Here is a 26351-nt window from a genome sequence, read left to right on the forward strand (position 1 = left end):
GCGGCGCGACGCGGTTTGACTTCGTTGCACCTCCAGCGCAAGAACAAATTGGCTTGTCGGGTCAAGATGCCCGCAACGGTTGCATTCACCGACAGGCAGAACTGATCGAGACTGACGGGTGGGCATCTATCTCCCGATCGCGGAAATTTCCGTCAACGTCTTCGTGCTGCTGGCCATGGGTGCGGCAGTGGGCTTCCTGTCGGGCATGTTCGGCGTCGGCGGCGGCTTCCTCATCACGCCGCTGCTGATCTTCTACAACATCCCCCCGGCGATCGCGGTCGCCACCGGCGCCAACCAGGTCATCGCCTCCTCCTTCTCCGGCGTCCTTTCGCACATGAAGCGAGGCACGCTCGACTTCAAGCTCGGCGGCGTCTTGCTGGCCGGCGGCATCGTCGGCTCCACCGGCGGTATCTTCGTCTTCGCCTTCCTGCGCAGGCTCGGCCAGCTCGACCTGTTCATCTCGCTGCTTTACGTCGTGCTGCTCGGCACTGTCGGCGGGCTGATGCTGGTCGAAAGCGTCAATGCGCTGCGCGCCACGCGCAGCGGCGCCGCGCCGGTGCTGAAGAAATCCGGCCAGCACAACTGGATCCACCGCTTGCCGCTGAAGATGCGGTTCAGGGCCTCGAAACTGTTCGTCAGCGTCATCCCGGTGCTTGGCCTTGGCGCCGGCATCGGCTTCCTGTCGTCGATCATGGGCGTCGGCGGCGGCTTCATCATGGTGCCGGCGCTGATCTATCTGCTGAAAGTGCCGACCAACGTCGTCATCGGCACTTCGCTGTTCCAGATCATCTTCACCTCCGCCTACACGACGCTGGTCCACGCCACCACCAACCAGACGGTCGATGTCGTGCTGGCCTTCCTGTTGATGGCGGGCGGCGTTGCCGGCGCGCAATATGGCGCCAAGGCCGGCCAGAGGCTGCGCGGCGAGCAGCTCAGGGCGTTGCTGGCGCTGCTGGTGCTGGCGGTGGCGATCCGGCTCGCCATCGATCTCTTCGTCACCCCGCCCAATCTCTATTCGCTGTCCTCCGCGGGCCTCAACTGATGACGGGTCCGAAAGCGTTCGCAACCGCCATTCTCCTGTCGTTGCTTACGGCCACCGTGCCGGCCAAGGCACAGACGCCACCGGTAGAAGGTATCCAGATCGGGCTCTCCACCGACAATGTCTCGATCACCGCAGGCTTTTCCGGCGCCGACCTGACCATTTTCGGCTCGCTGGAAAATCCCGACCCGCTGGTTGCCCGTCAAGGCAGATACGATGTCATCGTCGTGCTTGAGGGTCCGCCAAGACCGGTCGTGGTGCGCCGCAAGGACCGGGTGCTCGGCGTCTGGGTCAATCTGGAGTCCGAAACCTTCGAGAATGTGCCGATGTCCTATTCGGTGGCCACGACGCGGCCGCTGCAGGACATCACCGAACCGAACAGCTACAGGCAGCTGTCGCTCGGCGCCTCCAACCTCTACATGCAGCCGGCCGACGACGGCGACAGCCCGGCGACCATCGAGGAATTCACCGCGGCGCTGCGCAGTCGCAAAACAGCGACCGGCCTCTACAGCGAGAATGTCGGCGGCGTGCAATTCCTGTCGCAGAACCTGTTCCGCGCCACCGTCAGGCTGGCGCCGAATGTTCCGGTCGGCACCCACAAGGCGCGCGCCTTCCTGTTCAAGAGCGGCGTGTTCATCAAGGAAAGCTCGGCCCAGCTCGAAATCCGCAAATCCGGTTTCGAGCAGTCGATCTTCCGTGTCGCACACAATTATTCCTTCCTCTATGGCGTCTTCGCGATATCGCTGGCCATGCTGACGGGCTGGCTCGGAAGGGTGATCTTCCGAAAGGATTAATGCGTGTCGCTCAAAAGTGGCCCCGTTTTGAGACAACGACATGCATAGAAACAAAGACTTAAAGCGCGTCGCATGAATCCGTTTCGACGCAACGCGCTTTGAGCGCCGGACCTTTTTTCCGAAAAAGGTTTCCCTTTCCGGCGTCATGCGTTAGAGCACGCCCCCGGCCCGACCGGACACGAGCTGCCGCTCCCCAAAAGACAAAATACAGGAAACTTGCCATGCGACCAGCATTCGGCGGTATCGACTTTGGCACTTCAAACTCTACCGTTGGCGTGGTCCGCAACGGGCAGCCGCGCCTCGTCGCGCTTGAAGATGGCCAGGTCACGCTACCCAGTGCCGTGTTCTTCAACTTCGAGGACAACCGCACCTGTTTCGGACGCCATGCCATCGCCAACTACACCGACAGCATCGAAGGCCGGCTGATGCGCTCGCTGAAGAGCGTGCTCGGCAGTTCGCTTGCCCACGAGAAGACCCGCATCAAGGCCCGCTCGATCGGCTTCATGGAGATCGTCGGCCTGTTCCTCGGCCATCTCCGCAAAAAGCTGGAGGAAGATGCCGGGGGCGCGGTCGAGACGGTGGTGCTCGGCCGCCCGGTGCAGTTCGTCGACGACGATCCTGAAGCCGATGCAAACGCCGAGGGCGAACTCGAAAAGGCCGCGCGTGCGCAGGGCTTCAAACACATCGCCTTCCAGTTCGAGCCGATCGCGGCGGCGCTCGACTACGAGCAGAAGGTGACGCGCGAGGAACTGGCGCTGATCGTCGACATGGGCGGCGGCACGTCGGACTTCTCGATCGTGCGCGTCTCACCGCAGCGCTCGCGGTTGCTTGACCGCAAGGACGACATCCTGGCCAGCCGCGGCATCCATATCGGCGGCACGGATTTCGACCGGCTGTTGAGCATCGCCCATGTGATGCCGCAGCTCGGCTACCTGACCCCGACCAAGGACGGCAAGCGCAATCTGCCGGCCAGCTACTTCATCGATCTCGCGACATGGCAGCGCATCAACCTGGTCTACACCGCCAAGGCGATGACGCATCTGCGCCAGATCCGCTACGAGGCGGTGCGCGCCGACCTGGTCGACCGCTTTATCCACATCGTCGAGCATCGCTATGGACATGCGCTGGCAGCACTTGTCGAAAAGGCCAAGATCGAGCTGACCGACAGATCATCCGCTGACGTGGCGGTGAAGCTGCCGGGCGCGGCGTTCGCCGCCGAAATCACGCGTATTGGCCTGGACGCCACGATTGCCAGGGACATCGAGCGGGTCACCGCAACGGTCGGACAGACCATCCGCGACGCCCAGGTCAAGCCATCCGATATCACCGCGGTGTTCCTGACCGGCGGCTCGACCGCGATCCCGCTGGCAAGACGAGAGATCCTGTCGCTGGTGCCGCAGGCATCCGTCATCGACGGCGACATGTTCGGCTCGGTCGGGCTTGGCCTGGCGCTCGACGCTCAGCGGAAGTTTGGCTGACACGGCCCACTCACAGGCGGGCGGGCACTGTTTGATCGGCGCTGGCGCCGAGATGCGCCTTGAGCGCCATCTGGGCCAGGCTTGCCTGACGATCGCGATGGGTGATCATGGCGAAGTCGCGTTTCGGCAATTCGAACGGCACCGACCGCAGGGTGCCCTCAGCGACGGCGCGCGCCACGACAAGCTCCGAGATGATGGTGGCGCCGGCCCCCGCCTCGACCGCCTGGCGTATCGCCTCGTTGCTCGGCAGCACCAGGAATATCTGCAGATCGGCGAGCGAAATTCCTTCGCGACGGGCCAGATCCTCCAGCACTTCGCGCGTACCTGAACCGCCCTCGCGGATGATCCAGCGCAGGCCCTTGATGTCGGGCCGGCCCTGCGAGACTTCGGCGATCTCCGGATGGGCGCTGGCAACGACCAGCATCAGCCTGTCGACGTCGACCTTGGCGCGGCGCAGGATATCGGATTCCGTGCGCCCCTCGACCAGACCGAGATCCGCCGCGCCATCGAGGACATTGGCCTCGACCTGCCTGGTGTTGCCGATGGTGACGCTCAACCTGACGGCGGGATAGGCTTCGTGGAAGGAAGCCAGCCGGCGCGGCAGCCAATAGCTGGCGATGGTCTGGCTGGCGGCGATCGAGAGGCTGCCGGTGACTGTCTGCGAGACATGCTCAAGCACATTGCGCGCGGCGGCCGCCCGCTCCAGCACAGCCTTGGCCTCGGGCAGGAACCGATGCCCGGTCTGGGCGAGCTCGATGTTGCGGCCGACCCGGTTGAACAGATGGACGCCGTGCTGCTCTTCAAGCGCGCGGATGGCGGCCGACGCGGCCGACTGGGAAATGCCCAGCAGCTCCGCCGCCTTGGTCATGTGACCGCGCTCGGCAACGGCGACGAAAATCCGCAATTGGTCCAAGGTCATGCGCGCATTAAGAACCAATATCGATCGAATTTACAAGAACAACTGATTAGACAGATCGATAGCTTTATCCTACGTTTTCGGGTGAAGTTAGAAAAAATTCGCATCGAATCGCAGAGAACAAAATGATCGGGCGGTTCAGATCCCTGCTTGCCCATTGGACCCGCGGCGTCCGGCGGCGGCTGGTCGGTGACCGATACCACCCGGAAGAGCACTACATGCGCGGCCCCGGGCCGAAGACACGAGCCAAATCCGCCGGCCGCGCAGGCACCACCGGATCATGATGCACCGACCGCCACGCGGCGCAAATTCGGCACCATCGCAACGTCCGCTTGCCGACACGCGCGCACCCGATGAAGGCGACGGCGTCGACACCTCGCCGGATATCTCAGACAGCATCGCCAAGACGACCTGCTACATGTGCGCATGCCGCTGCGGCATCGACGTGCACATCAAGGACGGCAAGGTCCGCTACATCAACGGCAACAAGGACCATCCGGTCAATCGCGGCGTGATCTGCGGCAAGGGCAGCTCCGGCATCATGCAGCACTACAGCCCGGCAAGGCTCAAGAAGCCGCTCAAGCGCACCGGTCCGCGCGGCTCGGGAGAATTCCGCGAGATCGAATGGGAGGAAGCCTTCTCCATCGCGACGGAACGGCTTTCGGCCATCCGCCGGACCGACCCCAAAAAACTGGCCTTCTTCACCGGCCGCGACCAATCGCAATCCTTGACCGGCTGGTGGGCAAGCCAGTTTGGCACGCCGAACTTCGCCGCCCATGGCGGCTTCTGTTCGGTCAACATGGCGGCCGGCGGCCTCTATACGATCGGCGGCTCGTTCTGGGAGTTCGGCGAACCCGACTGGGACAACACCAGATACTTCATGCTGTTCGGCGTCGCCGAGGATCACGATTCCAACCCGATCAAGATCGGCCTCGGCAAGCTCAAGGCGCGCGGCGCCAAGGTGGTTTCGATCAATCCGTGCCGGACCGGTTACAACGCCATTGCCGACGACTGGATCGGCATCCGGCCCGGCACCGATGGCCTGTTCGTGTTCGCCCTCATCCACGAATTGCTGAAGGCCGGCCGCGTCGATCTCGACTACCTCCTGCGCTACACCAATGCCCATTTGCTCGTCATCCAGGAGCCGAATGCTGCCGATGACGGGCTGTTCGTGCGTGACGCCGACGGCAATCCGCTGGCCTGGGACAGGGTTGCGAAGAGACCGGTCAGCGCCACCGATACCGGGGCCAAGCCTGCACTGACGGGCAGCTCCATCGTCGACGGCCGCCGCTGCGTGCCCGTGTTCCAGCTCATCGCCGACCGCTACCTCGATGAGAGCTACGCACCCGATGCGGTCGCGGAGCGCTGCGGCATTCCTGCCGACACGATCCGCAGGATCGCCGCCGAGCTTGCCCATGTCGCCTTCGAACAGACGATCGAACTGCCGGTCGCCTGGACCGATTGGGCCGGGCGAAGGCACGAGACGATCAAGGGGCGGCCTGTCTCGATGCATGCCATGCGCGGCATCTCCGCCCATTCGAACGGGTTTCATACCTGCCGCGCCATCCATCTCTTGCAGGTGCTGCTCGGCACCGTGGATGTTCCCGGCGGCTTCCGCTTCAAGCCACCCTACCCCAGATCGGCACCGCCGGGCCCAAAGCCGGCGGGCAAGACCGTCAAGCCGATGACGCCGCTCGACGGAATCCCGCTCGGCTTCGTCTGCGGGCCGGACGACCTTTTGGTCGACGAGGCCGGCACGCCTGTTCGCATCGACAAGGCCTATTCCTGGGACGCGCCGCTGGCGGCACATGGCCTGATGCACACCGTCATCCGCAATGCCTGGGCCGGTGATCCGTACCCGATCGACACGCTGCTGATGTACATGTCGAACATGGCCTGGAACTCCTCGATGAACACCGTCGAGACCATCGCCATGCTGACCGACCATGACGAAGCGGGCAACTACAGGATCCCCTTCATCATCTATTCCGACGCCTACTATTCCGAGACCGTGCCATTCGCCGATCTCGTGCTGCCGGACACGACCTATCTCGAGCGGCACGATTGCATCAGCCTGCTCGACCGGCCGATCAGCCATGCCGACGGACCGGGCGACGCCATCCGCCATCCCGTCGTCGAGCCGGATCGCGATGTCAGGCCGTTCCAGTCGGTGCTGATTGAGCTCGGCGGGCGGCTTGGCCTGCCGGGCTTCGTCGATGACGATGGCTCCACCAAATACCGCGACTATGCCGACTACATCGTCAACCACGAGCGCACGCCCGGCATCGGCCCACTTGCTGGCTGGCGTGGCAAGGATGGCGCCTCGTTTGGCACGGGCGAGGCTAATCCGGACCAGTTGCAGCGCTACATCGACAATGGCGGTTTCTGGCACCAGGATTTCGCTGAAGACCAGCGCTACTACAAGATGGCCAACCGCTCCTATCTCGACTTCGCGGTGCAGATGGGCTTCATCCCCAAGGCGGAGCCGATCGTCTTCCAGCTCTACTCAGAACCTCTGCAGCGCTTCAGGCTCGCCGCGCGCGGCCATGGCCGTGTGGTGCCGCCAAAGGGCAACCGCCAGCGTATCGAGACCTACATGGACCCGCTGCCGTTCTGGTACATGCCGTTCGAGGAAGCGGCAGTCGACCTCGAAAAATATCCGCTGCATGCGCTGACGCAGCGGCCGATGCATATGTATCATTCCTGGGGCTCGCAGAACGCATGGCTGAGACAAATCACCAGCCAGAACCGGCTGTTCGTACATCACCAAACCGCCAGCAGTCTCGGCCTTGTCGATGACGACTGGGTGTGGATCGAAAGCATCAACGGCAAGGTCAAGGGGCAGATCAAGCTGGTCGACGGGGTGAACGAAAGCACGGTCTGGACCTGGAATGCGATTGGCAAGCGGCGTGGCAGCTGGGGTCTGAAGGATGACGCCGCCGAATCCAATCGCGGCTTCCTGCTCAACCACATCATCGGCGACCAGACCTCGGCCGACGCCAACGGCAAGCGCTATTCGAATTCCGACCCGGTGACCGGCCAGGCGGCGTGGTTCGATTTGCGCGTGCGCATCGTCAAATGCGCGGCCGAAGAAGCCGGCTTCACCGAACCGCAATTCGAGCGCTTCCAGCAACCGCCGCATTTCGAACCCTCACCCGACAAGCTCAGTTTCGGCGCTGAATTCCGCCGGGCAAGAGAGGCGGCAAAATGACCTGTCTGCCAAGTCAAAGCGGCAAGAAGCTCGGCCTCGTCATCGATCTCGACACCTGCGTCGGCTGCCAGGCCTGCGTCACCGCCTGCAAGGAATGGAATACCGGCGGCCACATGGCGCCGCTGACCGACATCGACCCCTATGGCGGTAATGTCGACGGCGTCTGGTTCAACCGCGTGCACAGCTACGAACACACCACCGAGATGGGCGGGCGGACCGTGAACTTCCCACGCTCCTGCCTGCATTGCGAGACGCCGGCCTGCGTCACGGTCTGCCCGACCGGCGCCTCCTACAAGCGGGCCTCGGACGGCATCGTGCTGATCGACGAGGACAAGTGCATCGGCTGCAAATTGTGCAGCTGGGCCTGCCCCTATGGGGCGCGCGAATTCGACACCGATGTCGGCGTGATGAAGAAGTGCACGCTGTGCGTCGACCGCATCTACAATGACAATCTGGCCGAGGAAGACCGCGTGCCGGCCTGCGTCGCGGCTTGCCCGACCAGCGCCCGGCATTTCGGCGATCTCGGCGATCCCGCGTCGGCCGTCTCCCAGCTGGTGGCGGAGCGTGGCGGCGTCGACCTGATGCCGGAACTCGGCTATCACCCGACCAACAAATACCTGCTGCCGCGCGCCCACACCAAGCGCGCCGCATCGGTGGCCGCGCCGGCACACGAACCGGTGCGTGCCGAAGGCGGCTTCCTTGGCTGGGTCGACCGCATGCTTTCGAACTGACATCCATGCATCCAGCCTTCTCCGTCGTCTTCTTCACCACCGCCACGGGCGCCGGCTATGGGCTGCTTGCACTGCTTGGGGTGCTCGGAGGCTTCCAGATCATCCCGCCCGATTTCTGGCTGGGCCTCATCGGCATGGGCCTGGCGCTTGGCCTGATCGCGGCGGGACTGCTGTCCTCGACCGGTCATCTCGGCAGACCCGAACGCGCCTGGCGGGCGTTCTCGCAATGGCGCAGTTCATGGCTGTCGCGCGAAGGCGTTGCCTCTGTCATCACCTTTGTCCCGGCGGGACTGTTCGGCATCGGCTGGGTGTTGTTCGGCCGCACCGGCGGCTGGGTGGCCATCGCCGGGTTGCTGGCAGCCATCGGCGCGGTCGTCACCGTCTGCACCACCGGCATGATCTATGCGTCGCTGAAGCCGATCGCCCAGTGGCACAGCCGCTTCACTTTGCCGGCCTACCTGATCTTCTCGGCGATGACCGGCAGTGTGCTGTTGAACGCGCTGCTGCAGTGTTTCGCTATCGGCTCGAAGACCCTTCTGGCGGCCTCGGTGCTGCTAGGTCTGCTCGGCTGGGGCTGGAAGCTGGCGACCTGGCGCTACAATGACCGGCTGGACATCGCGACCACCGCCAATACCGCGACCGGGCTGGCCGGCGGCACGGTACGATCGCTGGAATGGCCGCATACCGAAGAGAACTACCTGCTCAAGGAAATGGGGTTCCGCATCGCGCGCAAGCACAGCGCGCGCCTGCGCCAGATCACGCAGATTCTGGCCTTCGCCCTGCCCGTCCTGCTGCTTGCCGCCGCATTCGCCCTGCCGTGGCCCTTCGCGGCGATGCTGTCGGTCCTTGCAGCCATCGTCCAGTTCGCCGGCATGCTGGTCGAAAGATGGCTGTTCTTCGCCGAGGCGAAGCACACCGTGACCCTCTACTACGGCCGATAGAGACCATTGACGAAAGAGCGGCTTCAGCCAGGCCGCAGCATCGAGCGGGAGATGGCAAAGATGCGCTCGGCGCCGAGCATGTAGGCCATCAGGGTGTCCAGCCGGAACAGCCCGGCATAGGCGCGGTCGAGCACGTTGAGCGAGCCGGTATAGGCGCCGAAGGCCGGCATGATCATGCGGTCGCCATCGCCGGCAAAGCAGCGCCGCCGCACCGAACGGCCGCGCTGCACGATGCGCGCGCATGGGTGCAGATGGCCCGCTATTTCGCCTTCGACACGCTCCTTCGACGGCTCATGCCGGAACAGCAGCGAGCCTATGGCGAGTTCACGCACCGTCTCGCCAGGCAGGTCGGCCGGTGCTTCCGGGTCATGATTGCCGGCAACCCAGAACCAGTCGCGGCCTGATATCAGCGCTTCCAGCCGTTCGCGGAAGCTTGCATGCATGCGCTCGGCGCCGCCGCCATCATGGAAGCTGTCGCCCAGGCTGATGACGATGGATGGCTGGTAGTCGGCGATCACGGCCTGCAGTCTCAGCAAGGTCGCACCGGTGTCGTAAGGCGGGATCAGCGCGCCGCGCCGTGCCAGCGACGAACCTTTTTCGAGATGCAGGTCGGAAACGGCCAGAAGCCGCAGATCCGGAAAATAAAGCACGCCGCGAGGGTCGCAGACGGCACGCTCGCCGGCGATGCCGACAAGATCGGCCTCCGCGATCAGCGATGTGCGCGCCAGCGAAAAATTCATCTCGAAATCAGTTTCATCTTTGGCCCATAGCCTCCTCGACCAGATCGGCGGCTTCCATGAGCAAGGACTCGTTGGCGCCGCCATTCACCGATTCCTTGCCGATCTCCAGCATGATCGGCACGGCCAGCGGCGATATCTGCTCAAGATGCTTATGCATGATTCGACCGCGAACACGCGAGAGCATCTCGGCAAGTCTGCTGACATCGAGCAGGCCCGCCGATGCATCGGTGCGCGTCGCCTGCAGCAGGATGTGGTCCGGCTCGTGACTGCGCAGCACATCGTAGATCAGGTCGGCCGAGACGGTTACCTGGCGGCCGCTCTTCTCTTGCCCGGGAAAGCGCTTCTCGATCAGTCCGGCGATGACCGCGCAGGTGCGGAACGTCCGCTTCAGCATCCAGCTGTCGTTGAGCCAGGCCTCGAGGTCGTCGCCGAGCATGTCTTCGTCGAACAATGCGGCCAATGACGGCTTCCTGGCCTTAAACAGTGCCGCCATGTCGTCCAGCGCCCAGACGGCCAGCGAATAGTCGGTGGCGACGAAGCCGAGCGGGCGGGCGTTGGCCCGCTCCAGCCGCCGCGTCAACAGCATGCCTAGTGTCTGGTGCGCCAGCCGCCCCTCGAAGGGATAGGCAACCATGTAGTGGCGGTTGCCGCGCGGAAAGGTCTCGACCAGAAGGTCGCCGCGCTTCGGCAGCACCGACTTTTCCTTCTGCAGCCGCAGCCAGTCGGCGACCTGTTCGGGCAGCGCCTGCCAGCGGTCGCTGTCGGCCAGCATGCCGCGCACCTGATCGGCGAGATAGGTCGACAGCGGAAACTTGCCGCCGGCATAGGACGGCACGATGATGTTGGCGCCGGTGCCGTTGGAGACGACGCATTCGTTCTCGCGAATGCCCTCGAAACGCAGCACCTTGCCGGCAAACAGGAAATTGTCGCCGGGGCGCAAGGTCTCGGCGAAATACTCCTCGATCTTGCCCAGCACCGGCCCACCGCGCCCAGCCATGCCACGGCCCTGCCTGACATAGCGGACATTGAGTTCCGGCATTTCGACAATGGTGCCGACATTCAGCCGGTATTGCTGGGCGACACGCGGATGCGAGACGCGCCACAGCCCGCCGACCGTCTTTCGAATGCGGGCGTAGCGCTCATAGTTCTTCAGCGCGTAGCCGCCGGTGGCGACGAAATCGACGACACGGTCGAAGGTGTCGCGCGCCAGCGCGGCATAGGGCGCGGCACTGCGCACTTCTTCGAACAGATAGTCGGCATCGAAGGGCGCGCCGCAGGCGACGCCCAGCACATGCTGCGACAGCACGTCGAGCGCGCCGGTGATCAGCGGTGGCGTGTCCTGTGCACCGAGATAGTTGGCGTCGAGTGCCGCCCGGCATTCCAGCACCTCGAAACGGTTGGCCGGAATGAGGATCGCCTTGGACGGTTCGTCCATGCGGTGGTTGGCGCGGCCGATGCGCTGCGCCAGCCGGCTCGCCCCCTTGGGCGCGCCGACGTGCACGACCAGATCGACATCACCCCAGTCGATGCCGAGATCGAGCGTCGACGTCGCCACGATGGCGCGCAGCGCATTCTCGCCCATCGCCTTCTCGACCCGCCGACGCTGGCCGACATCGAGCGAGCCGTGATGCAAGGCAATCGGCAGCGAGTCCTCATTTGCCCGCCACAGTTCCTGGAACAGCAATTCCGCCTGACTGCGGGTGTTGACGAACAGCAGCGTCGTGCGGTGCCTTCTGATCGCCTCGTAGATTTCGGGAATGGCGTAGCGGGCCGAATGGCCGGACCACGGCACATGCTGTTCGGAGTCGAGAATGGTGATGTCGGGCTTGGCTCCACCCGCCACGGTGATCAGACCGGCCATGGCGCCTGGCGGATTCTGGCCGACCAGCCAGCGCCGCAATTCGTCGGGCTCGGCGACCGTAGCCGACAAGCCTATCGTCTGCAGGCCAGGCACGTAGCTGCGCAGCCGCGCCAGGCCGAGCGCCAGCAGATGCCCGCGCTTCGACGTCACCAGCGAGTGCAGTTCGTCGAGCACGACATAGCGCAGATCCTCGAAGAAGCGCCGGGCGTCGGGCGCCGCGATCAGCAGCGCCAATTGCTCGGGCGTGGTGAGCAGAATGTCGGGTGGCACCAGCTTCTGGCGCTGACGCTTGTGCGCGGGCGTGTCGCCGGTACGCGTCTCGATGGTGACAGGCAGGCCGATCTCTTCGACCGGCTTGCCGAGATTGCGCTCGATGTCGACCGCCAGCGCCTTCAGCGGCGAGATGTAGAGGGTATGGATACCGCGATGCGCCTGCCCCGGTTTTCGCCTTGGCCGGTTGGCCAGCTCGGTCAGCGAAGGCAGGAACCCGGCCAACGTCTTGCCGGCGCCGGTCGGGGCGATCAGCAGCACCGATTGCCCGCCCTGGGCCCTTGCCAGCAATTCGATCTGATGGGCACGCGGCGACCAGCCCTTCTCGCCAAACCATCTGATGAATGGTTCGGGCAGGGCCACAGTGGCATTGTGTTCGGCAAGGCGCGGCTGCTCTGTCACGCGCCAGAGGTAGCGCGGCGGCGGTCAATCGCCAAGAAGAATCGGAACAAAAGGGGATCGAAGACTTTGTTCTGATGCATGTCGTTACCCCAAAACCGGTACCCACTTTTGGGCGACAGGCAATTAGGGCCGCCGAAACCCGGTCGGGCCGCCATAGAGGTAGCCGATGCGGGCGATCGCCTCCTTCAGTCCTTCGCGCGACACCAGCATGGCGTGGCCATTGGCGTGGATCATGGTGTCGGTGTCGGTCATGACGGCGACATGGCCTTTCCAGAAGACGAGGTCGCCGCGCCGCAGCCCGCCGTAATCCGGATCCGGATCGAGCGGCTCACCGAGGGTCGCCGCTTGCATGTCGGAATCGCGCAGCACGTCGCTGCCGGTCATGCGCATCGCCAGTTGCACAAGGCCCGAACAGTCGATGCCGAAGCCCGAAGTGCCGCCCCACAGATAGGGTGTGCCGAGAAACATCTCGGCCACCGCAACATAGTCGGCGGCAACATCACCGACAGGCCGCAGATGGCCAGCGATGATCGCCTCGCCGGAGGGCAGGATGGCATAATGCGTGCCACGCGTTTCGGCGGCATCCGTCACCGTCAGCGTCGATCCCATCGACAATTGTCCTGCGATTGGAAACCGCAGATCCGGCCCGGGGTAGAGGAAGGTGCGCGGCACCGACACGATATGGGTCGCCGCATGGTCCTGCCCGCCCAGCATGGTATCGGCGATATAGCCGACATAGCCATCGCGCTCAGCCTGGATCCAGGCCCAGCCTTCGGCGACCTCGAAGACGAGGACATCATCACCGAACAGAAGCTGCGTGTTGACGCCGGCATCCGGCCGCGGCGCCTTGCGCACATCGGCCACGGATGCGGTGATCCGCGCCGGCCGGCCGGCGACGAAGCGGTCGGCGGCGACCTCGCCCTTCAGCCGTGCATCGGCAAGGTCGGAACGGAAAGCGTGAAGGCGGGCATCCCTGGCAGTCAAATCGGCAACTCTGAACTACTTTGTTTGAGCATGATCTTGTCCGAAAACCGGTTCCCACTTTTCGGGATCATGCTTTAGATGGGCAATTCGTGGGCCTTGGCGATGATACCATCGCCGAAGCGCTCGACAAAGAGCGCGCCCTCGACGGTGCGCCTGATCAGAACATTGCGCTTGTCGAGTTCGTCGCGATGGCGCGACACCAGTTTCAACGCACCCATCGTGTCGAGCGCGCGGGTGATCACCGGCTTGGTGACATTGAGTCGGGCGGCGAGCCCGCGCACTGTGTGCGGCGGCGGATCGAGATAGATGGTGAACAGGATCGCCGTCTGGCGCATGGTCAGGTCGGGCTCGTCGTCGCGCACCTGCGACAGCATCACCTGCTGCCACAGTCGCAAGGCCTGGCTCGGGCGCATCGCAATCGACATCGCGCCAGCATGACGGCAAATTGTTTCGGTTCCGTTTCAGTTTCGGCAATTTTGTCGGCTCTGCTGTAGCCATCAGCCAAAGCGTTTCGAGATGATCCGCTCCAGCGCTCGAATGCCTTGCGCCTCGCCGCCGGCGGGGCCATGCGGACGGTCGGCGGGGTTCCAGGCGAAGATGTCGAAATGCGCCCAGCCCGCGGTCTTTTCGACAAAGCGCTTGAGGAACAGCGCTGCCGTGATCGAGCCGGCGAAACCGTCCGTGGTGACGTTGTTGATGTCGGCGATCTTCGATGACAGTTTTGCATCGTAAGGCCGCCATAGCGGCATGCGCCACAGCGGATCTTCGGCCGCGACGGAAGCCACCGCCAGGTCGGACGCCAGTGCTTCGTCGCCGGTATAGAAAGGCGGCAAATCAGGGCCGAGCGCGACACGGGCTGCCCCGGTCAGCGTCGCCATATCGACCAGAAGCTGCGGCTCCTCCTCGTCGGCCAGCGCCAGCGCATCGGCCAGCACCAGCCGCCCCTCGGCGTCCGTGTTGCCGATCTCGACGGTGATACCCTTGCGGCTCGTCAGCACGTCGCCGGGCCGGAAGGCGTTGCCGGCGATCGAATTCTCGACCGCGGGAATGAGAACGCGCAGACGCACGTTCAGCCCGGCGGCCATGATCATCGAGGCGAGACCAAGCACATTGGCCGCGCCGCCCATGTCCTTCTTCATCAACAGCATGCCGGACGACGGCTTGATGTCGAGACCGCCCGTGTCGAAACAGACGCCCTTGCCGACCAGCGTCACCTTCGGCGCGCCTTTCGGCCCCCATTTCATGTCAATCAGGCGCGGCGCGCCGGTCGACGCACGACCGACGGCATGGATCATCGGGAAATTCCGGTCGAGGAGATCGTCGCCCTTCACCACCGAGACTTCGGCATTGTGCGCTCCGGCCAGGCTCCGCACCGCCCTCTCCAATTCTTCCGGGCCCATATCGCTGGTCGGCGCGTTGACCAGATCGCGTGTCAGGAAGACACCATCGGCAATACGGCGAACGCGCCCGGCATCGACGCCGGCCGGCAAGTCGAAGCGCAGCGCCTTGCCGGGCTTCTTGCCATAGCGGGTAAAGACATAGCCGCCGAGCACCAGCGCGGTTGCCGCCAGTTCCGGCTCGGCCGGCGCGGAGGCGAAATGCCAGTCGCCTTCCGGCAAGGCTTTCGACAACGCGCCGAGAGCAAGCGCGCCCTCGCCGTCGCCGACACCGAACAAGGCGCCGCCGAGCGCTCCGTTTTCGCCGGGCAAAACCAGCGTCCTGCCTGCCTCGCCGGAAAAGCCGTTGGCCCTGGCCCAGGCGACGGCGGCTGGTGCAAGACCGGCTGCGTCCAGACCATCCCTGGCGACCAGATGGACCGGCAGCGCGCCAGGCAGTTTCTTCTCGACGAGTTCGACAGGCATTCGATGTTCTCCGTGCGGCGGCTCCCTGAGTCGCCGTTCTTAACCATCCGTTAGGGTTAACAGAATATTTCTGCGGGAGGGAAGACGGCCACGCAATGGCCGCGCATGAATGGAGGCCCGGTGCCGATGCCGACCAACCGCACGATCAACGCCAGGGGAAAACGGCTCATCAGCACGGCCCTCGTGCTGGCGCTCGCGGCCGGTGTCGCCGGTTGCGCAACAGACAAGTTCACCACCGGCTCGATCGCACGCACCGGCGGCAAACCGCTGGAAACCATGTCGGCGGGAGAACTGCACACTGCGACGGGGGCACTTGGCCAATCCTACGCCAGGAACCCAAACGACAAGCGGATAGCGACAAATTATGCGGCGGCACTGCAGATGGATGGCGACGCCGACCAGTCGCTCGCCGTAATGCGCAAGCTGGCGATCGCCCTGCCGAAGGATCGTGACGTGCTCGCCGCCTATGGCAAGGCGCTGGCCGCCAATGGCCAGTTCGAGGCTGCGCTTGACGCCGTGCGCCGCGCCCAGACACCGGAATATCCCGACTGGAGGCTGGTATCGGCCGAAGCGGCCATTCTCGACCAGATCGGCCAGAAGGACGACGCGCGCCAGCTTTACCGCAAGGCGCTCGAGCTCAAGCCGAACGAGCCTTCGGTGCTCTCCAATCTCGGCATGTCCTACGTGCTGGAAGGTGACCTGCGCACCGCCGAAACCTATATGCGCTCTGCCGCGCAGCAGCCGAACGCAGACAGCCGGGTGCGCCAGAACCTGGCGCTGGTCGTCGGCCTGCAAGGCCGTTTCGACGAAGCCGAGAAGATCGCCTCACAGGAACTCTCGCCCGAACAGGCGCAGGCGAACGTCGCCTACCTGCGTCAGATGCTGGCCCAGCAGAATGCCTGGAGCCAGCTCAAGGACCAGGACAAGCCAAAGTCCGCGACCAACTAAGCAATTCCAGGAAAAGTGTGAAACGGCTTTCCGTCCGGAATTGCGTCAAACAAAGAGTTAGAGCGGTTCGCCGTTTCCGTGAATCGGTGAACCGCTCTAAAGCGCGTCGTGCCGAAAACGGATTCAGTCGACGCGCTCTAAGTCTTTGTTTTATGCATGTCGTTGTCTCAAAACCGCTGCGCACTTTTGGACGACACGCATTGGACGACAATCTGCAACAACCTTGAAATGAAGAAGCCGCGCTGCGTTCAGCGCGGCTTCTTCATATGTCGTGCAGGGACCTGCCTCGTCGCTATTGCGCATTTGATGCTGGTGCCGAACGATCGCCGAAGATGCCGCCGCGCTGGCTCACCTGAATGCCGGCCGGGCCTAGAATGATGGCGAAAAGCACCGGCAGGAAGAACAGGATCATCGGCACGGTGAGCTTCGGCGGCAAGGCTGCCGCCTTCTTTTCGGCCGCATTCATGCGCATGTCGCGGCTTTCGGCGGCCAGCACGCGCAGTGCATGCGCCACCGGCGTGCCGTAACGCTCGGCTTGCACGAGTGCCTGCGACACCGACTTGACCGATTCCAGGCCCGTGCGGCTTGCCAGGTTCTCGTAGGCCTGCCTGCGCTCTTGCAGATAGGAAAGCTCGGCGTTGGTGAGGATGAATTCTTCCGCCAGCGCCACCGATTGCGCGCCGATCTCGTCGGCGACCTTGCGCAGGGCCGCTTCCACCGACATGCCCGATTCGACGCAGATCAGCATCAGATCGAGCGCATCCGGCCACGCCATCTGGATCGACTGCTTGCGCTTGGTAGCGCGGTTGTTGACATAGACGACCGGGGCGTAGAAGCCGCCATAGGCAACGAGGATGCAGACGAACAGCCTGATGACCAATGGCTTGTCGGGCAATCCTCCGAGTACGAAGATGTAGATTGCGGCCAGCGCGAAGCCGACAAAAGGAAGCACGAGACGAAAGAAAAGAAACCGCGTCAGCGGGTTCTGTCCGCGAAACCCGGCCACCTTGAGTTTCTGCAATGTGCCCTCATCGGCAAGCGCGCGCCTCAGATCCAGCCGGTCGACAATGTTGCGCATGCCAACCGACTGTTCCTCGCGCAGGCCCTTGCGACGGCGATCCGCCTCGACGGCAAGCCGGGCGCGCTGCTTGGCTCGCAGTTCGTCGCGTTCCAGCGCGACGGTTTTCATGCGTGACTTGAGCTGGTTTCCGCCAAACGCCGGCAACAAGGTGAAAACGGTCGCAAACACCGCTATACCGACCAGCAACGCGATCAGGAAGCTCGGATCGGTCAGCGATTTGATGACTTGGTCGGTCATGCCAGCATCCTAGACTTCGAAGTTCATCATCTTGCGCATCACAAAGATGCCGATCGACATCCAGACCGCCGAGCACCCAAGGATCAGGTGTCCAACGCTGGTGACGAACAGCGGCATCAGGTAGCTCGGGCTCGACAGGTAGACGAGAAACGCGACGATGAAAGGCAGCGCACCGATGATGGCGGCGGACGCTTTCGCTTCCATCGACAGTGCCTGGACCTTGGCTTTCATCTTCTTGCGATCGCGAAGCACGCGCGAAAGATTGCCCAGCGCCTCGGATAGATTGCCGCCAGCCTGCGATTGAATCTGGATGACGATGCCGAAGAAGCTTGCCTCCGTGCAAGGCATGGTCTCGGGCATGCGCAAGGTCGCATCGGGGATCGACAGGCCCATCTGCTGGGAATCGACGATACGACGAAATTCGGTCTTCACCGGTTCGAGAGATTCGTTGGCGATCAGGCGCACGGCGTCGTTCAGCGGCAGGCCGGATTTGACAGCGCGCACGATGATATCGAGCGCGTTTGGAAATTCGTTGAGGAATGCCTTGACCCGGCGGGCGCGACGAAACGAGACGAACCAGCGCGGCAGGCCGAGTGCGCCGGCCAGCAGCACACCCGGCAGGACGAGCCGCGGCGCTCCGGCCACAAAGGCAACCATCGTCAAAGCGAGGCCGCATATGGCGGAGTATATGTAGAAGCGCTCGACGGTGGTCTTCAGGCCAGCCTGACGGAGTTGGGCTTTCAGTGGTGGTTTCTTGACCCTGCTGTCGTTGGTTTTCTGCTTTGCGTCGAGCTCGTTCAGCGAATCCTGAACTGATTTGCGCCGCTTGACGGCTTCCGCCGCGCGGTCCCGCGAGGCTTTGACGACGGAGCGATCCGTCTCGGCGGACTTGATCGTTTCAAGCCGCTTGCCGACCTGTTTCTCGTTGCTGATCTGGGTGAACAGAAATGCATAGGCGACCGCGCCGGCGCTGAAGCCGGCGAGCACGACAAACGCCAGTACTGTGCCGTCAATTCCAAACATTGGCCAGAACCCTCACGCCATCAGTCAGCGCGTTTCTCCATCGCCTCGAGCGCAGTGGCGAGGCGCTGCTCCTCGCCATAATAGCGAGCCCGGTCCCAGAAATGCGGACGGCCGATGCCGGTCGATACATGCTCTCCCAGCAGCCTGCCATTGGCGTCCTCGCCCTTTATGTTATAGAGGACGATATCCTGTGTGATGATGACGTCGCCCTCCATTCCGATCACCTCGGTGATGTGGGTGATGCGACGCGATCCATCGCGCAGGCGCGCCGCCTGGATGATCACGTCGATGGAGCCGACAACGATTTCGCGCACGGTCTTCTGCGGCAGCGAATAACCGCCCATCGCGATCATCGATTCGATACGGTTCAGACATTCGCGCGGGCTGTTCGAGTGGATCGTTCCCATCGAGCCGTCATGGCCGGTGTTCATCGCCTGCAGAAGATCGAACACCTCGGGTCCGCGCACTTCGCCGACGATGATGCGCTCGGGCCGCATGCGCAGGCAGTTCTTGACCAGGTCGCGCATCGTCACCTCACCCTCGCCCTCCAGATTGGGCGGGCGGGTTTCGAGGCGCACGACATGCGGCTGCTGCAATTGCAGCTCGGCCGAGTCCTCGCAGGTGATGACGCGCTCCTCGCGGTCGATATAGTTGGTCAGGCAGTTGAGCAGCGTCGTCTTGCCCGAGCCGGTACCGCCCGAGATGACGATGTTGCAGCGAACACGACTGATGATCTTGAGAACTTCGGCTCCCTGCGGTGAAATGGCGCCGAACTTGACCAGCTGATCGAGGGTCAGCTTGTCCTTCTTGAATTTGCGGATGGTGAGCGTGGCTCCATCGATGGAGAGCGGCGGCGCGATGACGTTGACGCGGGAGCCGTCGGGAAGACGCGCGTCGCAGATCGGGCTGGATTCGTCGACACGGCGGCCAACCTGGCTGACGATGCGCTGGCAGATGTTGAGGAGCTGCTGGTTGTCACGAAAGCGGATGCCGGTCTGTTCGACCTTGCCGTTGACTTCGATGTAAACGTTCTTGGAGCCGTTGACCATGATGTCGGCGATGTCGTCGCGTGCGAGCAACGGCTCGAGCGGCCCATAGCCGAGCACATCGTTGCAGATATCCTCGAGCAGTTCTTCCTGCTCGGCGATCGTCATCGCGAAATTCTTGATCGCGATGATGTCGTTGACGATGTCGCGGATTTCTTCGCGTGCGCTTTCAGGATCAAGCTTGGAGAGCTGCGACAGATCGATCGTGTCGATGAGCGCGGAGAAAACCTGGCTCTTGGTGTCGTAGTAGGTTTCGCTCTTTTCTCGCTGGACTCGTTTCAGGTCCGGCGCCGATGGAGGCGCCTCGATCGCGCGGCGCGCTGGCGGCGCGACAGGCGCGCTTGGCGGAGGCGCAGCGGGGCGGGCAAGCACCGCCGTATCCGCGGAACTTGCGGCCGCCGGCGCAACCGGGGCCGGTGCTGGCTGGCGAAATTCCGGCGTGAACCGGTTTCCGTCGTCGCTGCCTCTTTTACCAAACATGATCTGCTACCGATTCCACCGCTGAAACGTCACTTCTTGTTGCGCGAGAGCTTGCCAAGCAGATTGCCAAGCCCTGCTTTCTTCTTCGTCTTGATTTCACTGCGCCCGGTCAGCACATGCGCGATTTCGTTGATCATCGCGACAACCGGGTTCTTGGCATCCATTTCGCCAAGCATGCGCCCGTTGTTGGCGGCATTGCCGAACAGCAATGGATCAAAGCCAATGACCGACATCGGCAACAGGCCGAGCGGCTCGGCGAAATCGGACGGTGAAATCTCCGGGCGCTTGGGAACGCCGGCTTGGTTGATGATCAGCTTCGGCGGCGGGTCATTGGGACGAAGTCGCTTTAACATGTCGACCAGGTTCTTGGTGTTGCGCAGGTTGGCCAGTTCCGGCGTCGCCGTGATGACGATCTCGTCGGCCTTGACCAGCGTGTTCTTGGTCCAGCCCGTCCAGGCATGGGGAATATCGAGCACCAGCAGCGGCACGCTGCGCTGGGCGGTGTCGATGAGCTGCGTGAAGGCTTCGGGATCGAAGTCATAGACCCGTTCGAGCGTCGAAGGGGCTGCCAACAGCGAGAGGTGTTCGGCGCACTGGGTCAGCAGACGGTCGAGATAGACTTCATCGATGCGCTCCGGCGAAAACACCGCCTCGGCGATGCCTTGCGCCGGATCCCGGTCGAAATTGATGTTGGCCGTGCCGAAAGCGAGGTCGAGATCGGCGACGACCACCTCGGATTTGAACAGGGAGGACATCGCCCAGGCCACATTGTGGGCAATCGTCGAGGAACCGACGCCGCCCTTGGCGCCGACAAAGGCGATCGAGCGCCCGAGCGGCTCGGCTTCCGGATCAATGAAAATCGACGCCACCACGCTGACGATGTCAGCCATCGACACAGGTGCGATCACATATTCGGAAATGCCGGAGCGGATGAGCTCGCGGTAGAGACCGACATCATTGTAGTGACCGATCACCACCACCTTCGAGGTCGGATCGCAGTATTCCGAGAGCTGGGCAAGTTGCTCCAGCAATTGCTTCGGCTCGCTGCGCGACTCCAGCAGGATCAGGTTAGGCGTTGGCGCCGACTGGTAGAATTCGATGGCGGTGGGGACGCCGCCCATATGGACCTTGAGATGCGCCTTCGTCATGCGGCGATCCTCGCCGGCGCGCTCGACCGGATTGGCAACGCCCTCGGTCTCGCAGAATGCCTGGATCGAGATGCGCGGAATCGGCCGCAATGCCTGCATCGCGGCGATGTCCTGCTGCGAGGTATCGCTGCCATCCACCGGGGCGTCGTAGGCAAGATTGCTCATCATCATCTCTTTCCCGTGGCCTGTTCTATCCGAGACTGGCGGCTCAGTACGAAACTTCCGAATTGCCGAGGAATTCGTCCGAAATGCCTCTTGAACGGTAGACATCGATCACCGCGCCGCGATTTTCAGCATCGATGGTGGATTGCTTGCGCGGGCCGAGCAGATCGGCCGGGTTGTCCATCTGGGCGGCAAGATTGTTCTGATAGGAGCAGCCGAAGTCGGCATAGTGCTTGTTTTCCGCCGTATCGACCAGGTCATCTGGCCAGCGTCCGCATTTGTCGGTCTGGGCTCTCACCGAGACATAGGCGACGCGAACCGGCGAGGAGATCTCGCTCGAGGCGGCCTGATAGGAGGTGACGACGATCCGGTTGCGCTTGACACCGGCGGCGACCGCGAGCCGGGCGAAATCGCGAGCGGCTGCCGTCGCGGCGACCTCGTTGGCCGATCCGCTCGGGACCTGGATCGTCAGCGTCGGGGCGGCACTCTTGTCATAACCGTCGAGGAAGCCCAGAAGCGTGTCGCGCTGCGATCCGGTCATGCCGCGATCGCCGGCGCCGACAGGCAGGTCGATCTTCTGGTTCTTCTCCGCGATCACGATCGGATGATTGGTGCGATAGTCGTCCGGAACGGCGCCGACGGTAATGCTGTCGCGCTGGGCGCAGCCGGCCAGCAACGCCGCCACGGCAACCACCAGGACCGGTACGGCTCGTCCGCAGATCTGCGAACGGCCAAAGCGCATCGTTGTGGCGATGGTGCTTGCCTTCAATGCTGACTGAGACATGTCCGCTTCCCCGCTTACTTGTAGATGAAGCCGACAACGCCGTGGTAACGGCCGTTGGGCTTGTCGGTCTGCATGGTGCCGTAGACGCGATTGACGCGGCCAAGGAACATGGCGGCGCCATCGCTGGCAGCATTGAAATTGTCGTCCGGCTTGGCGAGGTCGTTGCGTGCCACCGGCTTCACCAGATAGGGCGTGATGATGATGACGAGCTCGGTCTCGTTGCGCACGAAATCCCTGCTGCGGAAGAGCGCGCCAAGCACCGGGATCTTTGTCAGTCCAGGCAAACCGTTGACGGCTTGCCTGACATCGTCGCGAACCAGGCCGGCGATCATCATGGACCCGCCAGAGGGCAATTCCACCGTTGTGTCGGCAAGACGCTTGCGCAGCGACAGGGCATTCATGCCGGCACTCGTCACGCCTTCCGACAACGATACGGATCCCTCGGTTGTCGGCTCGGAAACCGAGGTTCGGACTTTCAGGCTTATGCGGCCGGGAGACAACACCACCGGCTGGAATTCCAGGCCGATGCCGTACTCGATCTTTTCGACGGTATAGGTCTTCAGCCCCGTCTGGTTGTCGGTGGATACCTTCTGGTCGACATTTGTCACCATGTTGTATTCGCCGCCAACCTTGAAGGTCGCCTTCTCGCCGGATACGGCGGTCAAGGTCGGCTCAGCCAAGGTCTTCATGACCCCGGACTGCTCCATGGCGTTGATGTAAGACTGCAGCCCCGAGGCGCCGATCTGGAAGCCCGAGTTCGACAGCTGTTTGCCGAGGCCGGTGAAATTGTCGCTGATTGCGCCGTAGCTGATGCCGTTGCTGCCGCCAGTGCCGACCATATTGACGCCGAGCTGCTTCATCACCGAGCGGCTGACTTCAGCGACCGTCACCTTCAGCGTGACCTGATCGTCGCCGATGATCTGAAGCAGGTTGACGATCTTGCTGGTGCGGCGCTCCTGGTCCGGATTGTTGATGTCGACACCGCTCTGGGCCGAACCGCCGGCCGCGGTCTGCGAATATTGTCCCGTCGTCGCTTCACCGCCGGAGACGAAGATCGTCGCCAGGTCGACCGCGCGTTTTGCGTCCAGCGGCGTGTCGACCGTCCCTGTCAGGACGACGTTGTCATTCAGCAGTTCCACCTTGATGGCCGACGTCGGGATGAAGCGCTTGATATAGTCTTCAAGGCCGGCAACGTCGCGTTCGACAGCCAGATCCAAACTGACGATCTGCTCGCCATTCGGACCGAAGACAAAGATGTTCGTCTCGCCGACCGCCTTGCCGAACAGATAGATACGCCTTGCGGTGCGGGTCACCGCATCGGCAACCGTCGGGTTGGCGACGAGAATATCGTAGGCATCGCTCGGCAGGTCTATGACCACCGACTTGTTGAGGCCGAGTTTGACGCGCTGGGTGGCCGTCGATTTAGTGACCTGCGCGTTCTTTGCTTCGACAACGCCTTGCACATGCGTTCCGACGAGCAGCAGGCCGAATGCCGCGGCTACGATTGCCGGCAGTTTACCACTTAGCCTCATTTCCTTGCCCCTACTTCGGAAACTTCGCCCGACTTGATCAGCCTCACCGTTCCCCTGCGGCCATTGCCGGAAACGAGATAGTCGGCCTCGCCCAGATTCTTTTCCTGGGTGTCCGCGACCGCCCGTAGCGCCAGGGTCAGGCGATCCGCCATCTGCTGCGCAACCGTGATGATCTCCGCCTGACGCGGTGTCAGTTCCAGCGTGGCGGTCTGGCCCACCCTGGTCTTCTTGCCTTCCTCGTCCTCCTGAATGGTCTGGTCGATTGCCAGGACGCGGATGTTCTTGAGGATGGTTTCAGTGTTGAAACTGGCGGCGGCGCCGTTGGTGGCATCGCCCCTGCGGGTCATGATGACATCGACGAAGTCGTTCGGAAGAATGAAGCCGCCGGCCGACGTGTCGGCCGAGATGGCGGTGGCGACCGCCCGCATGCCGGAAGGCAGGATCGACGACATGAAGCTCTGCCCCTCGCCGATCAGCTTGGAACGCCGCAGAGGCTCTCCGGCGTACATTGCCACACGGGCGACGGAACCCTTGAGCTTGTCCAGCGCCTCGGGCTCGGCGGTGCGGGTGATGAAATTGGCGTTGATGCCGTCGGCGGGCCAGGATTGCCAGGCAATGTTGTTTTCGAGCGGGCTGCCCATCGAGACATCGCCCGACAGCACAAGCACATCCTGCAGCGACACCGCCGGCGCCTGGGGGCCGGAATCGACGACGATGTGGGGCGGCGGTGCCACCATGTTTTTCGCGACAAAACCGGCACCACCCGCCGCGGCTACCGCCACGCTCAGAATTATCAATCGCGATGCTGGCATCTGTCCGAACCCTTGCCCTGGCAAACCACGTAGCCAAGCCGGACTTTGCAGCGGCAATCGTCAAAACAAGGTTAATGTAATGCTTACGATCGTGATTAATTTAACGTTTACATAAATTAGCTCGAATGTGGTCCGACCGGACAAATGGCAGGCCAGGCCCTACCAAAAGCCGGCTGCGGAAACGCCGGGTCGGATAACGGAAATCAGATCGTTCAGCTCGCCAGCCGTGCCAGCGCCCACACCATCAAGGGCGAATCCGGATAAGTCAGCAACCCGCCAAGGCCAAGCGCGATGCCGTAGGGAACGCCGTTTGCCTCGTCGGCGAAATGGCGCAGAAACGGATTTCGGCCGGTAACGGCCGCAAGCAGCGACTTCCGGTAGACGATGATTGCGAGCGTCAGCAGGCCACCGATGATTGTCGAAGCCACTAAATACTCGACGAGATGCACATTGAGACCCATCCACATCGCGGTGGCAGCCAGCAGCTTGGCGTCGCCCCCACCCATGCCGCCCATTGCAAACAGGCCGAACGTCACGGCCAGGACCAGGGCGCTGGCAGCGAAATGCCCGCCATAGGCCGCCCATTCCATACCCGTCAGCGGCGCAACCAGCGCGAAAACAACAACAAGCAGCACCGGCACGCGATTGGCGATCGTCATCGACAGCATGTCGGAGATCGCGGCAAACAGCATGCAGAACGGAAACACGACGAAGATCAGGGCTTCAAGCATCGGCGCTATGCCTATTGTCCGATTTCACGGGGCTCAATCTAGACATGTTCGATTAACGATTGATGAGGCCCGGAATGAAAAGACGACTGATACTGATATTGGCAGCGGCATAGAAATAGAAAAAGGGCCGCCACGTGGCGGCCCTTTTCCAGAACGCAATCTGAGCGCCCAGCGATACCGCAGATCAGCTGCCCGAGGGAGCAGCGTTCAAGGTGGTTCCGATAGAGGTGAACTTGCTGTTGAGTGCATTGCCGAGCGCGCCGGCGCCAGTGATGATGGCGAGCGCGATGAGAGCGGCGATCAGACCATATTCGATAGCGGTCGCGCCGGATTCGTCCTTCACAAAACGTGCGATGAGATTAGACATTCGAGAGCTCCTACTCCACGTGTTACAGCACTTCCGTCAACTTCTGTGATGGTTGATCGGATACTGGCAATCTAGGGAGAAGCTCTTTCGATCGGCTTAATAAACAGCCTTACCGATTCCTTTCCCGGTTCGAACATATTGCGTGGTTAACCCAGCACTAAATGCCGGCCGGCCCTTTCCTTTTCCAGGGTCGATGGTGGGGGGATTGCACTCCGCAAACGATTATGTTGATACCCCGCACCTTCGGCCAGAGTGTCCGCTTAACCGTTGGTTCACCAATCTCGTTCATGTTCCGTTGATCAGTCTGCTTGCGTGGAGCGCCTCAATGGCCCAGCCGAGATCGTCAATCGTGATTGCCGCGCTTCTTGCAGCCGCGAGCTTCGTCGCGCCCGCCATGGCCGGCGCCGGCATCGAGGTCACGATGAACCAGGCCAAGATCGTCAAACTGTCGCGACCCGCCGATACGATCGTGGTTGGCAATCCGGCAATCGCCGACGCTTCCGTGCAGGACGCCTCGACGATCGTGCTGACCGGCAAGGGTTTCGGCGTCACCAATCTGGTCGTGCTCGATACGGACGGTAGCCCGATCGTCGACGAGCAGGTTACCGTCGTGCGGCAGGCCGCCTCATCGGTGCGTATCTATCGCCGTGCCGAAATACAGACCATGTCCTGCACGCCCTATTGCGAAAGCTCCTACAAGAGTGATGCGGAGAAATCCTCCGAGGCGGAGATGAGCGTCAGCCGATAGGATGGCGCGGTGGAATGCCGTTC

The 26351-nt window shown here is 62.8% G+C and carries 23 protein-coding genes; 8 read left to right on the forward strand and 15 right to left on the reverse strand.

Annotated elements, in window-relative coordinates; all coding sequences use genetic code 11:
* Positions 1-118 precede the first annotated feature (118 nt).
* From ACFFNA_RS03990 to ACFFNA_RS04000, 3 genes are all read left to right on the forward strand, one after another.
* Entirely contained in the window at positions 119-1042 is a 924-nt protein-coding gene (locus ACFFNA_RS03990) for a sulfite exporter TauE/SafE family protein (protein WP_111544640.1), read from the forward strand.
* A complete protein-coding gene (locus tag ACFFNA_RS03995; protein WP_111544641.1) occupies positions 1042-1833 on the forward strand; it encodes a TIGR02186 family protein in 792 nt (263 codons plus the stop codon). The genes ACFFNA_RS03990 and ACFFNA_RS03995 overlap by 1 nt, the downstream gene beginning before the upstream one ends.
* Before the next feature lie 221 nt (positions 1834-2054).
* Positions 2055-3311, forward strand: a complete 1257-nt coding sequence (locus ACFFNA_RS04000) for an Hsp70 family protein (protein WP_378915776.1) — start codon at positions 2055-2057, stop codon at positions 3309-3311.
* 10 nt (positions 3312-3321) lie between these two features.
* On the opposite strand, the gene ACFFNA_RS04005 is transcribed toward ACFFNA_RS04000, so the two are convergent.
* Entirely contained in the window at positions 3322-4230 is a 909-nt protein-coding gene (locus tag ACFFNA_RS04005) for a LysR substrate-binding domain-containing protein (protein WP_111544643.1), read from the reverse strand.
* Between the two features lie 277 nt (positions 4231-4507).
* Between ACFFNA_RS04005 and ACFFNA_RS04010 the strand changes: the two genes are divergently transcribed.
* The 3 genes from ACFFNA_RS04010 to ACFFNA_RS04020 are packed head-to-tail and all read left to right on the forward strand — an operon-like array spanning position 4508 to position 9110.
* Positions 4508-7438, forward strand: coding sequence for a molybdopterin oxidoreductase family protein (locus ACFFNA_RS04010; RefSeq protein ID WP_378915779.1), 2931 nt, complete (start codon positions 4508-4510; stop codon positions 7436-7438).
* Positions 7435-8169 carry a 4Fe-4S dicluster domain-containing protein gene (locus ACFFNA_RS04015; protein ID WP_378915781.1) on the forward strand — a complete coding sequence of 245 codons (735 nt, stop codon included), beginning with the start codon at positions 7435-7437 and terminating at the stop codon, positions 8167-8169. The genes ACFFNA_RS04010 and ACFFNA_RS04015 overlap by 4 nt, the downstream gene beginning before the upstream one ends.
* A gap of 5 nt (positions 8170-8174) precedes the next feature.
* Entirely contained in the window at positions 8175-9110 is a 936-nt protein-coding gene (locus ACFFNA_RS04020; protein ID WP_378915783.1) for a dimethyl sulfoxide reductase anchor subunit family protein, read from the forward strand.
* Between the two features lie 23 nt (positions 9111-9133).
* On the opposite strand, the gene pdeM is transcribed toward ACFFNA_RS04020, so the two are convergent.
* The 5 genes from pdeM to ACFFNA_RS04045 form a co-directional block, all read right to left on the reverse strand.
* Positions 9134-9850, reverse strand: a complete 717-nt coding sequence (gene pdeM, locus ACFFNA_RS04025) for a ligase-associated DNA damage response endonuclease PdeM (protein WP_378915785.1) — start codon at positions 9848-9850, stop codon at positions 9134-9136.
* Positions 9851-9863: 13 nt separating this feature from the next.
* Complete coding sequence (locus tag ACFFNA_RS04030; protein ID WP_378915787.1) at positions 9864-12383, reverse strand: ligase-associated DNA damage response DEXH box helicase; 2520 nt, start codon at positions 12381-12383, stop codon at positions 9864-9866.
* A gap of 123 nt (positions 12384-12506) precedes the next feature.
* Positions 12507-13367, reverse strand: a complete 861-nt coding sequence (locus tag ACFFNA_RS04035; RefSeq protein ID WP_378915789.1) for a C40 family peptidase — start codon at positions 13365-13367, stop codon at positions 12507-12509.
* 74 nt (positions 13368-13441) lie between these two features.
* A complete protein-coding gene (locus ACFFNA_RS04040) occupies positions 13442-13792 on the reverse strand; it encodes a MarR family winged helix-turn-helix transcriptional regulator (RefSeq protein WP_111544649.1) in 351 nt (116 codons plus the stop codon).
* A 72-nt stretch (positions 13793-13864) separates the two neighbouring features.
* Positions 13865-15229 carry a leucyl aminopeptidase family protein gene (locus tag ACFFNA_RS04045; protein ID WP_378915792.1) on the reverse strand — a complete coding sequence of 455 codons (1365 nt, stop codon included), beginning with the start codon at positions 15227-15229 and terminating at the stop codon, positions 13865-13867.
* 126 nt (positions 15230-15355) lie between these two features.
* On the opposite strand from ACFFNA_RS04045, the gene ACFFNA_RS04050 reads away from it, so the two are divergent.
* Positions 15356-16177: a tetratricopeptide repeat protein gene (locus tag ACFFNA_RS04050; protein ID WP_378915794.1), complete on the forward strand. Its 822-nt coding sequence runs from the start codon at positions 15356-15358 to the stop codon at positions 16175-16177.
* A 292-nt stretch (positions 16178-16469) separates the two neighbouring features.
* Here the strand turns inward: ACFFNA_RS04050 and ACFFNA_RS04055 are convergent, their stop codons facing one another.
* The 9 genes from ACFFNA_RS04055 to ACFFNA_RS04095 all read right to left on the reverse strand — a co-directional run bounded on the left by ACFFNA_RS04055 (position 16470) and on the right by ACFFNA_RS04095 (position 25580).
* Complete coding sequence (locus tag ACFFNA_RS04055; protein ID WP_378915796.1) at positions 16470-17495, reverse strand: type II secretion system F family protein; 1026 nt, start codon at positions 17493-17495, stop codon at positions 16470-16472.
* Positions 17496-17504: 9 nt separating this feature from the next.
* The gene (locus ACFFNA_RS04060) at positions 17505-18518 is read right to left on the reverse strand and encodes a type II secretion system F family protein (protein ID WP_111544652.1); all 1014 of its coding nucleotides are present in this window, start codon (positions 18516-18518) and stop codon (positions 17505-17507) included.
* Between the two features lie 20 nt (positions 18519-18538).
* Entirely contained in the window at positions 18539-20044 is a 1506-nt protein-coding gene (locus ACFFNA_RS04065) for a TadA family conjugal transfer-associated ATPase (protein WP_378915799.1), read from the reverse strand.
* 29 nt (positions 20045-20073) lie between these two features.
* Entirely contained in the window at positions 20074-21357 is a 1284-nt protein-coding gene (locus ACFFNA_RS04070) for a CpaE/TadZ family protein (protein WP_378915802.1), read from the reverse strand.
* A 43-nt stretch (positions 21358-21400) separates the two neighbouring features.
* Positions 21401-22138, reverse strand: a complete 738-nt coding sequence (locus tag ACFFNA_RS04075) for a CpaD family pilus assembly protein (protein ID WP_378915803.1) — start codon at positions 22136-22138, stop codon at positions 21401-21403.
* 14 nt (positions 22139-22152) lie between these two features.
* On the reverse strand, positions 22153-23670 hold the full coding sequence (locus ACFFNA_RS04080; protein WP_378915805.1) for a type II and III secretion system protein family protein: 1518 nt from the start codon (positions 23668-23670) through the stop codon (positions 22153-22155).
* Positions 23667-24482: a Flp pilus assembly protein CpaB gene (gene cpaB, locus ACFFNA_RS04085; protein ID WP_378915807.1), complete on the reverse strand. Its 816-nt coding sequence runs from the start codon at positions 24480-24482 to the stop codon at positions 23667-23669. The genes ACFFNA_RS04080 and cpaB overlap by 4 nt, the downstream gene beginning before the upstream one ends.
* 212 nt (positions 24483-24694) lie before the next feature.
* Positions 24695-25213: an A24 family peptidase gene (locus ACFFNA_RS04090; protein ID WP_378915809.1), complete on the reverse strand. Its 519-nt coding sequence runs from the start codon at positions 25211-25213 to the stop codon at positions 24695-24697.
* Between the two features lie 184 nt (positions 25214-25397).
* Positions 25398-25580 (reverse strand): Flp family type IVb pilin, encoded by a 183-nt coding sequence (locus ACFFNA_RS04095; protein ID WP_111544659.1) that lies wholly within the window; start codon positions 25578-25580, stop codon positions 25398-25400.
* A gap of 325 nt (positions 25581-25905) precedes the next feature.
* On the opposite strand from ACFFNA_RS04095, the gene ACFFNA_RS04100 reads away from it, so the two are divergent.
* Positions 25906-26328 carry a pilus assembly protein N-terminal domain-containing protein gene (locus tag ACFFNA_RS04100; RefSeq protein ID WP_111544660.1) on the forward strand — a complete coding sequence of 141 codons (423 nt, stop codon included), beginning with the start codon at positions 25906-25908 and terminating at the stop codon, positions 26326-26328.
* The last annotated feature ends 23 nt before the right edge of the window (positions 26329-26351 follow it).

Origin of the sequence: Mesorhizobium kowhaii (genome assembly GCF_042431665.1) — a bacterium.
Taxonomy (GTDB): domain Bacteria; phylum Pseudomonadota; class Alphaproteobacteria; order Rhizobiales; family Rhizobiaceae; genus Mesorhizobium; species Mesorhizobium kowhaii.

Bases quoted from the DNA above. Each gene is read 5' to 3' on its own strand.
- ACFFNA_RS03995 (WP_111544641.1), top strand. From the start codon at position 1,042: ATGACGGGTCCGAAAGCGTTCGCAACCGCCATTCTCCTGTCGTTGCTT.
- ACFFNA_RS04000 (WP_378915776.1), top strand. From the start codon at position 2,055: ATGCGACCAGCATTCGGCGGTATCGACTTTGGCACTTCAAACTCTACC.
- ACFFNA_RS04005 (WP_111544643.1), bottom strand. From the start codon at position 4,230: ATGACCTTGGACCAATTGCGGATTTTCGTCGCCGTTGCCGAGCGCGGT.
- ACFFNA_RS04010 (WP_378915779.1), top strand. From the start codon at position 4,508: ATGATGCACCGACCGCCACGCGGCGCAAATTCGGCACCATCGCAACGT.
- ACFFNA_RS04015 (WP_378915781.1), top strand. From the start codon at position 7,435: ATGACCTGTCTGCCAAGTCAAAGCGGCAAGAAGCTCGGCCTCGTCATC.
- ACFFNA_RS04020 (WP_378915783.1), top strand. From the start codon at position 8,175: ATGCATCCAGCCTTCTCCGTCGTCTTCTTCACCACCGCCACGGGCGCC.
- pdeM (WP_378915785.1), bottom strand. From the start codon at position 9,850: ATGAATTTTTCGCTGGCGCGCACATCGCTGATCGCGGAGGCCGATCTT.
- ACFFNA_RS04040 (WP_111544649.1), bottom strand. From the start codon at position 13,792: ATGTCGATTGCGATGCGCCCGAGCCAGGCCTTGCGACTGTGGCAGCAG.
- ACFFNA_RS04045 (WP_378915792.1), bottom strand. From the start codon at position 15,229: ATGCCTGTCGAACTCGTCGAGAAGAAACTGCCTGGCGCGCTGCCGGTC.
- ACFFNA_RS04050 (WP_378915794.1), top strand. From the start codon at position 15,356: ATGCCGACCAACCGCACGATCAACGCCAGGGGAAAACGGCTCATCAGC.
- ACFFNA_RS04055 (WP_378915796.1), bottom strand. From the start codon at position 17,495: ATGACCGACCAAGTCATCAAATCGCTGACCGATCCGAGCTTCCTGATC.
- ACFFNA_RS04060 (WP_111544652.1), bottom strand. From the start codon at position 18,518: ATGTTTGGAATTGACGGCACAGTACTGGCGTTTGTCGTGCTCGCCGGC.
- ACFFNA_RS04065 (WP_378915799.1), bottom strand. From the start codon at position 20,044: ATGTTTGGTAAAAGAGGCAGCGACGACGGAAACCGGTTCACGCCGGAA.
- ACFFNA_RS04070 (WP_378915802.1), bottom strand. From the start codon at position 21,357: ATGAGCAATCTTGCCTACGACGCCCCGGTGGATGGCAGCGATACCTCG.
- ACFFNA_RS04075 (WP_378915803.1), bottom strand. From the start codon at position 22,138: ATGTCTCAGTCAGCATTGAAGGCAAGCACCATCGCCACAACGATGCGC.
- ACFFNA_RS04080 (WP_378915805.1), bottom strand. From the start codon at position 23,670: ATGAGGCTAAGTGGTAAACTGCCGGCAATCGTAGCCGCGGCATTCGGC.
- cpaB (WP_378915807.1), bottom strand. From the start codon at position 24,482: ATGCCAGCATCGCGATTGATAATTCTGAGCGTGGCGGTAGCCGCGGCG.
- ACFFNA_RS04090 (WP_378915809.1), bottom strand. From the start codon at position 25,213: ATGCTTGAAGCCCTGATCTTCGTCGTGTTTCCGTTCTGCATGCTGTTT.
- ACFFNA_RS04095 (WP_111544659.1), bottom strand. From the start codon at position 25,580: ATGTCTAATCTCATCGCACGTTTTGTGAAGGACGAATCCGGCGCGACC.
- ACFFNA_RS04100 (WP_111544660.1), top strand. From the start codon at position 25,906: ATGGCCCAGCCGAGATCGTCAATCGTGATTGCCGCGCTTCTTGCAGCC.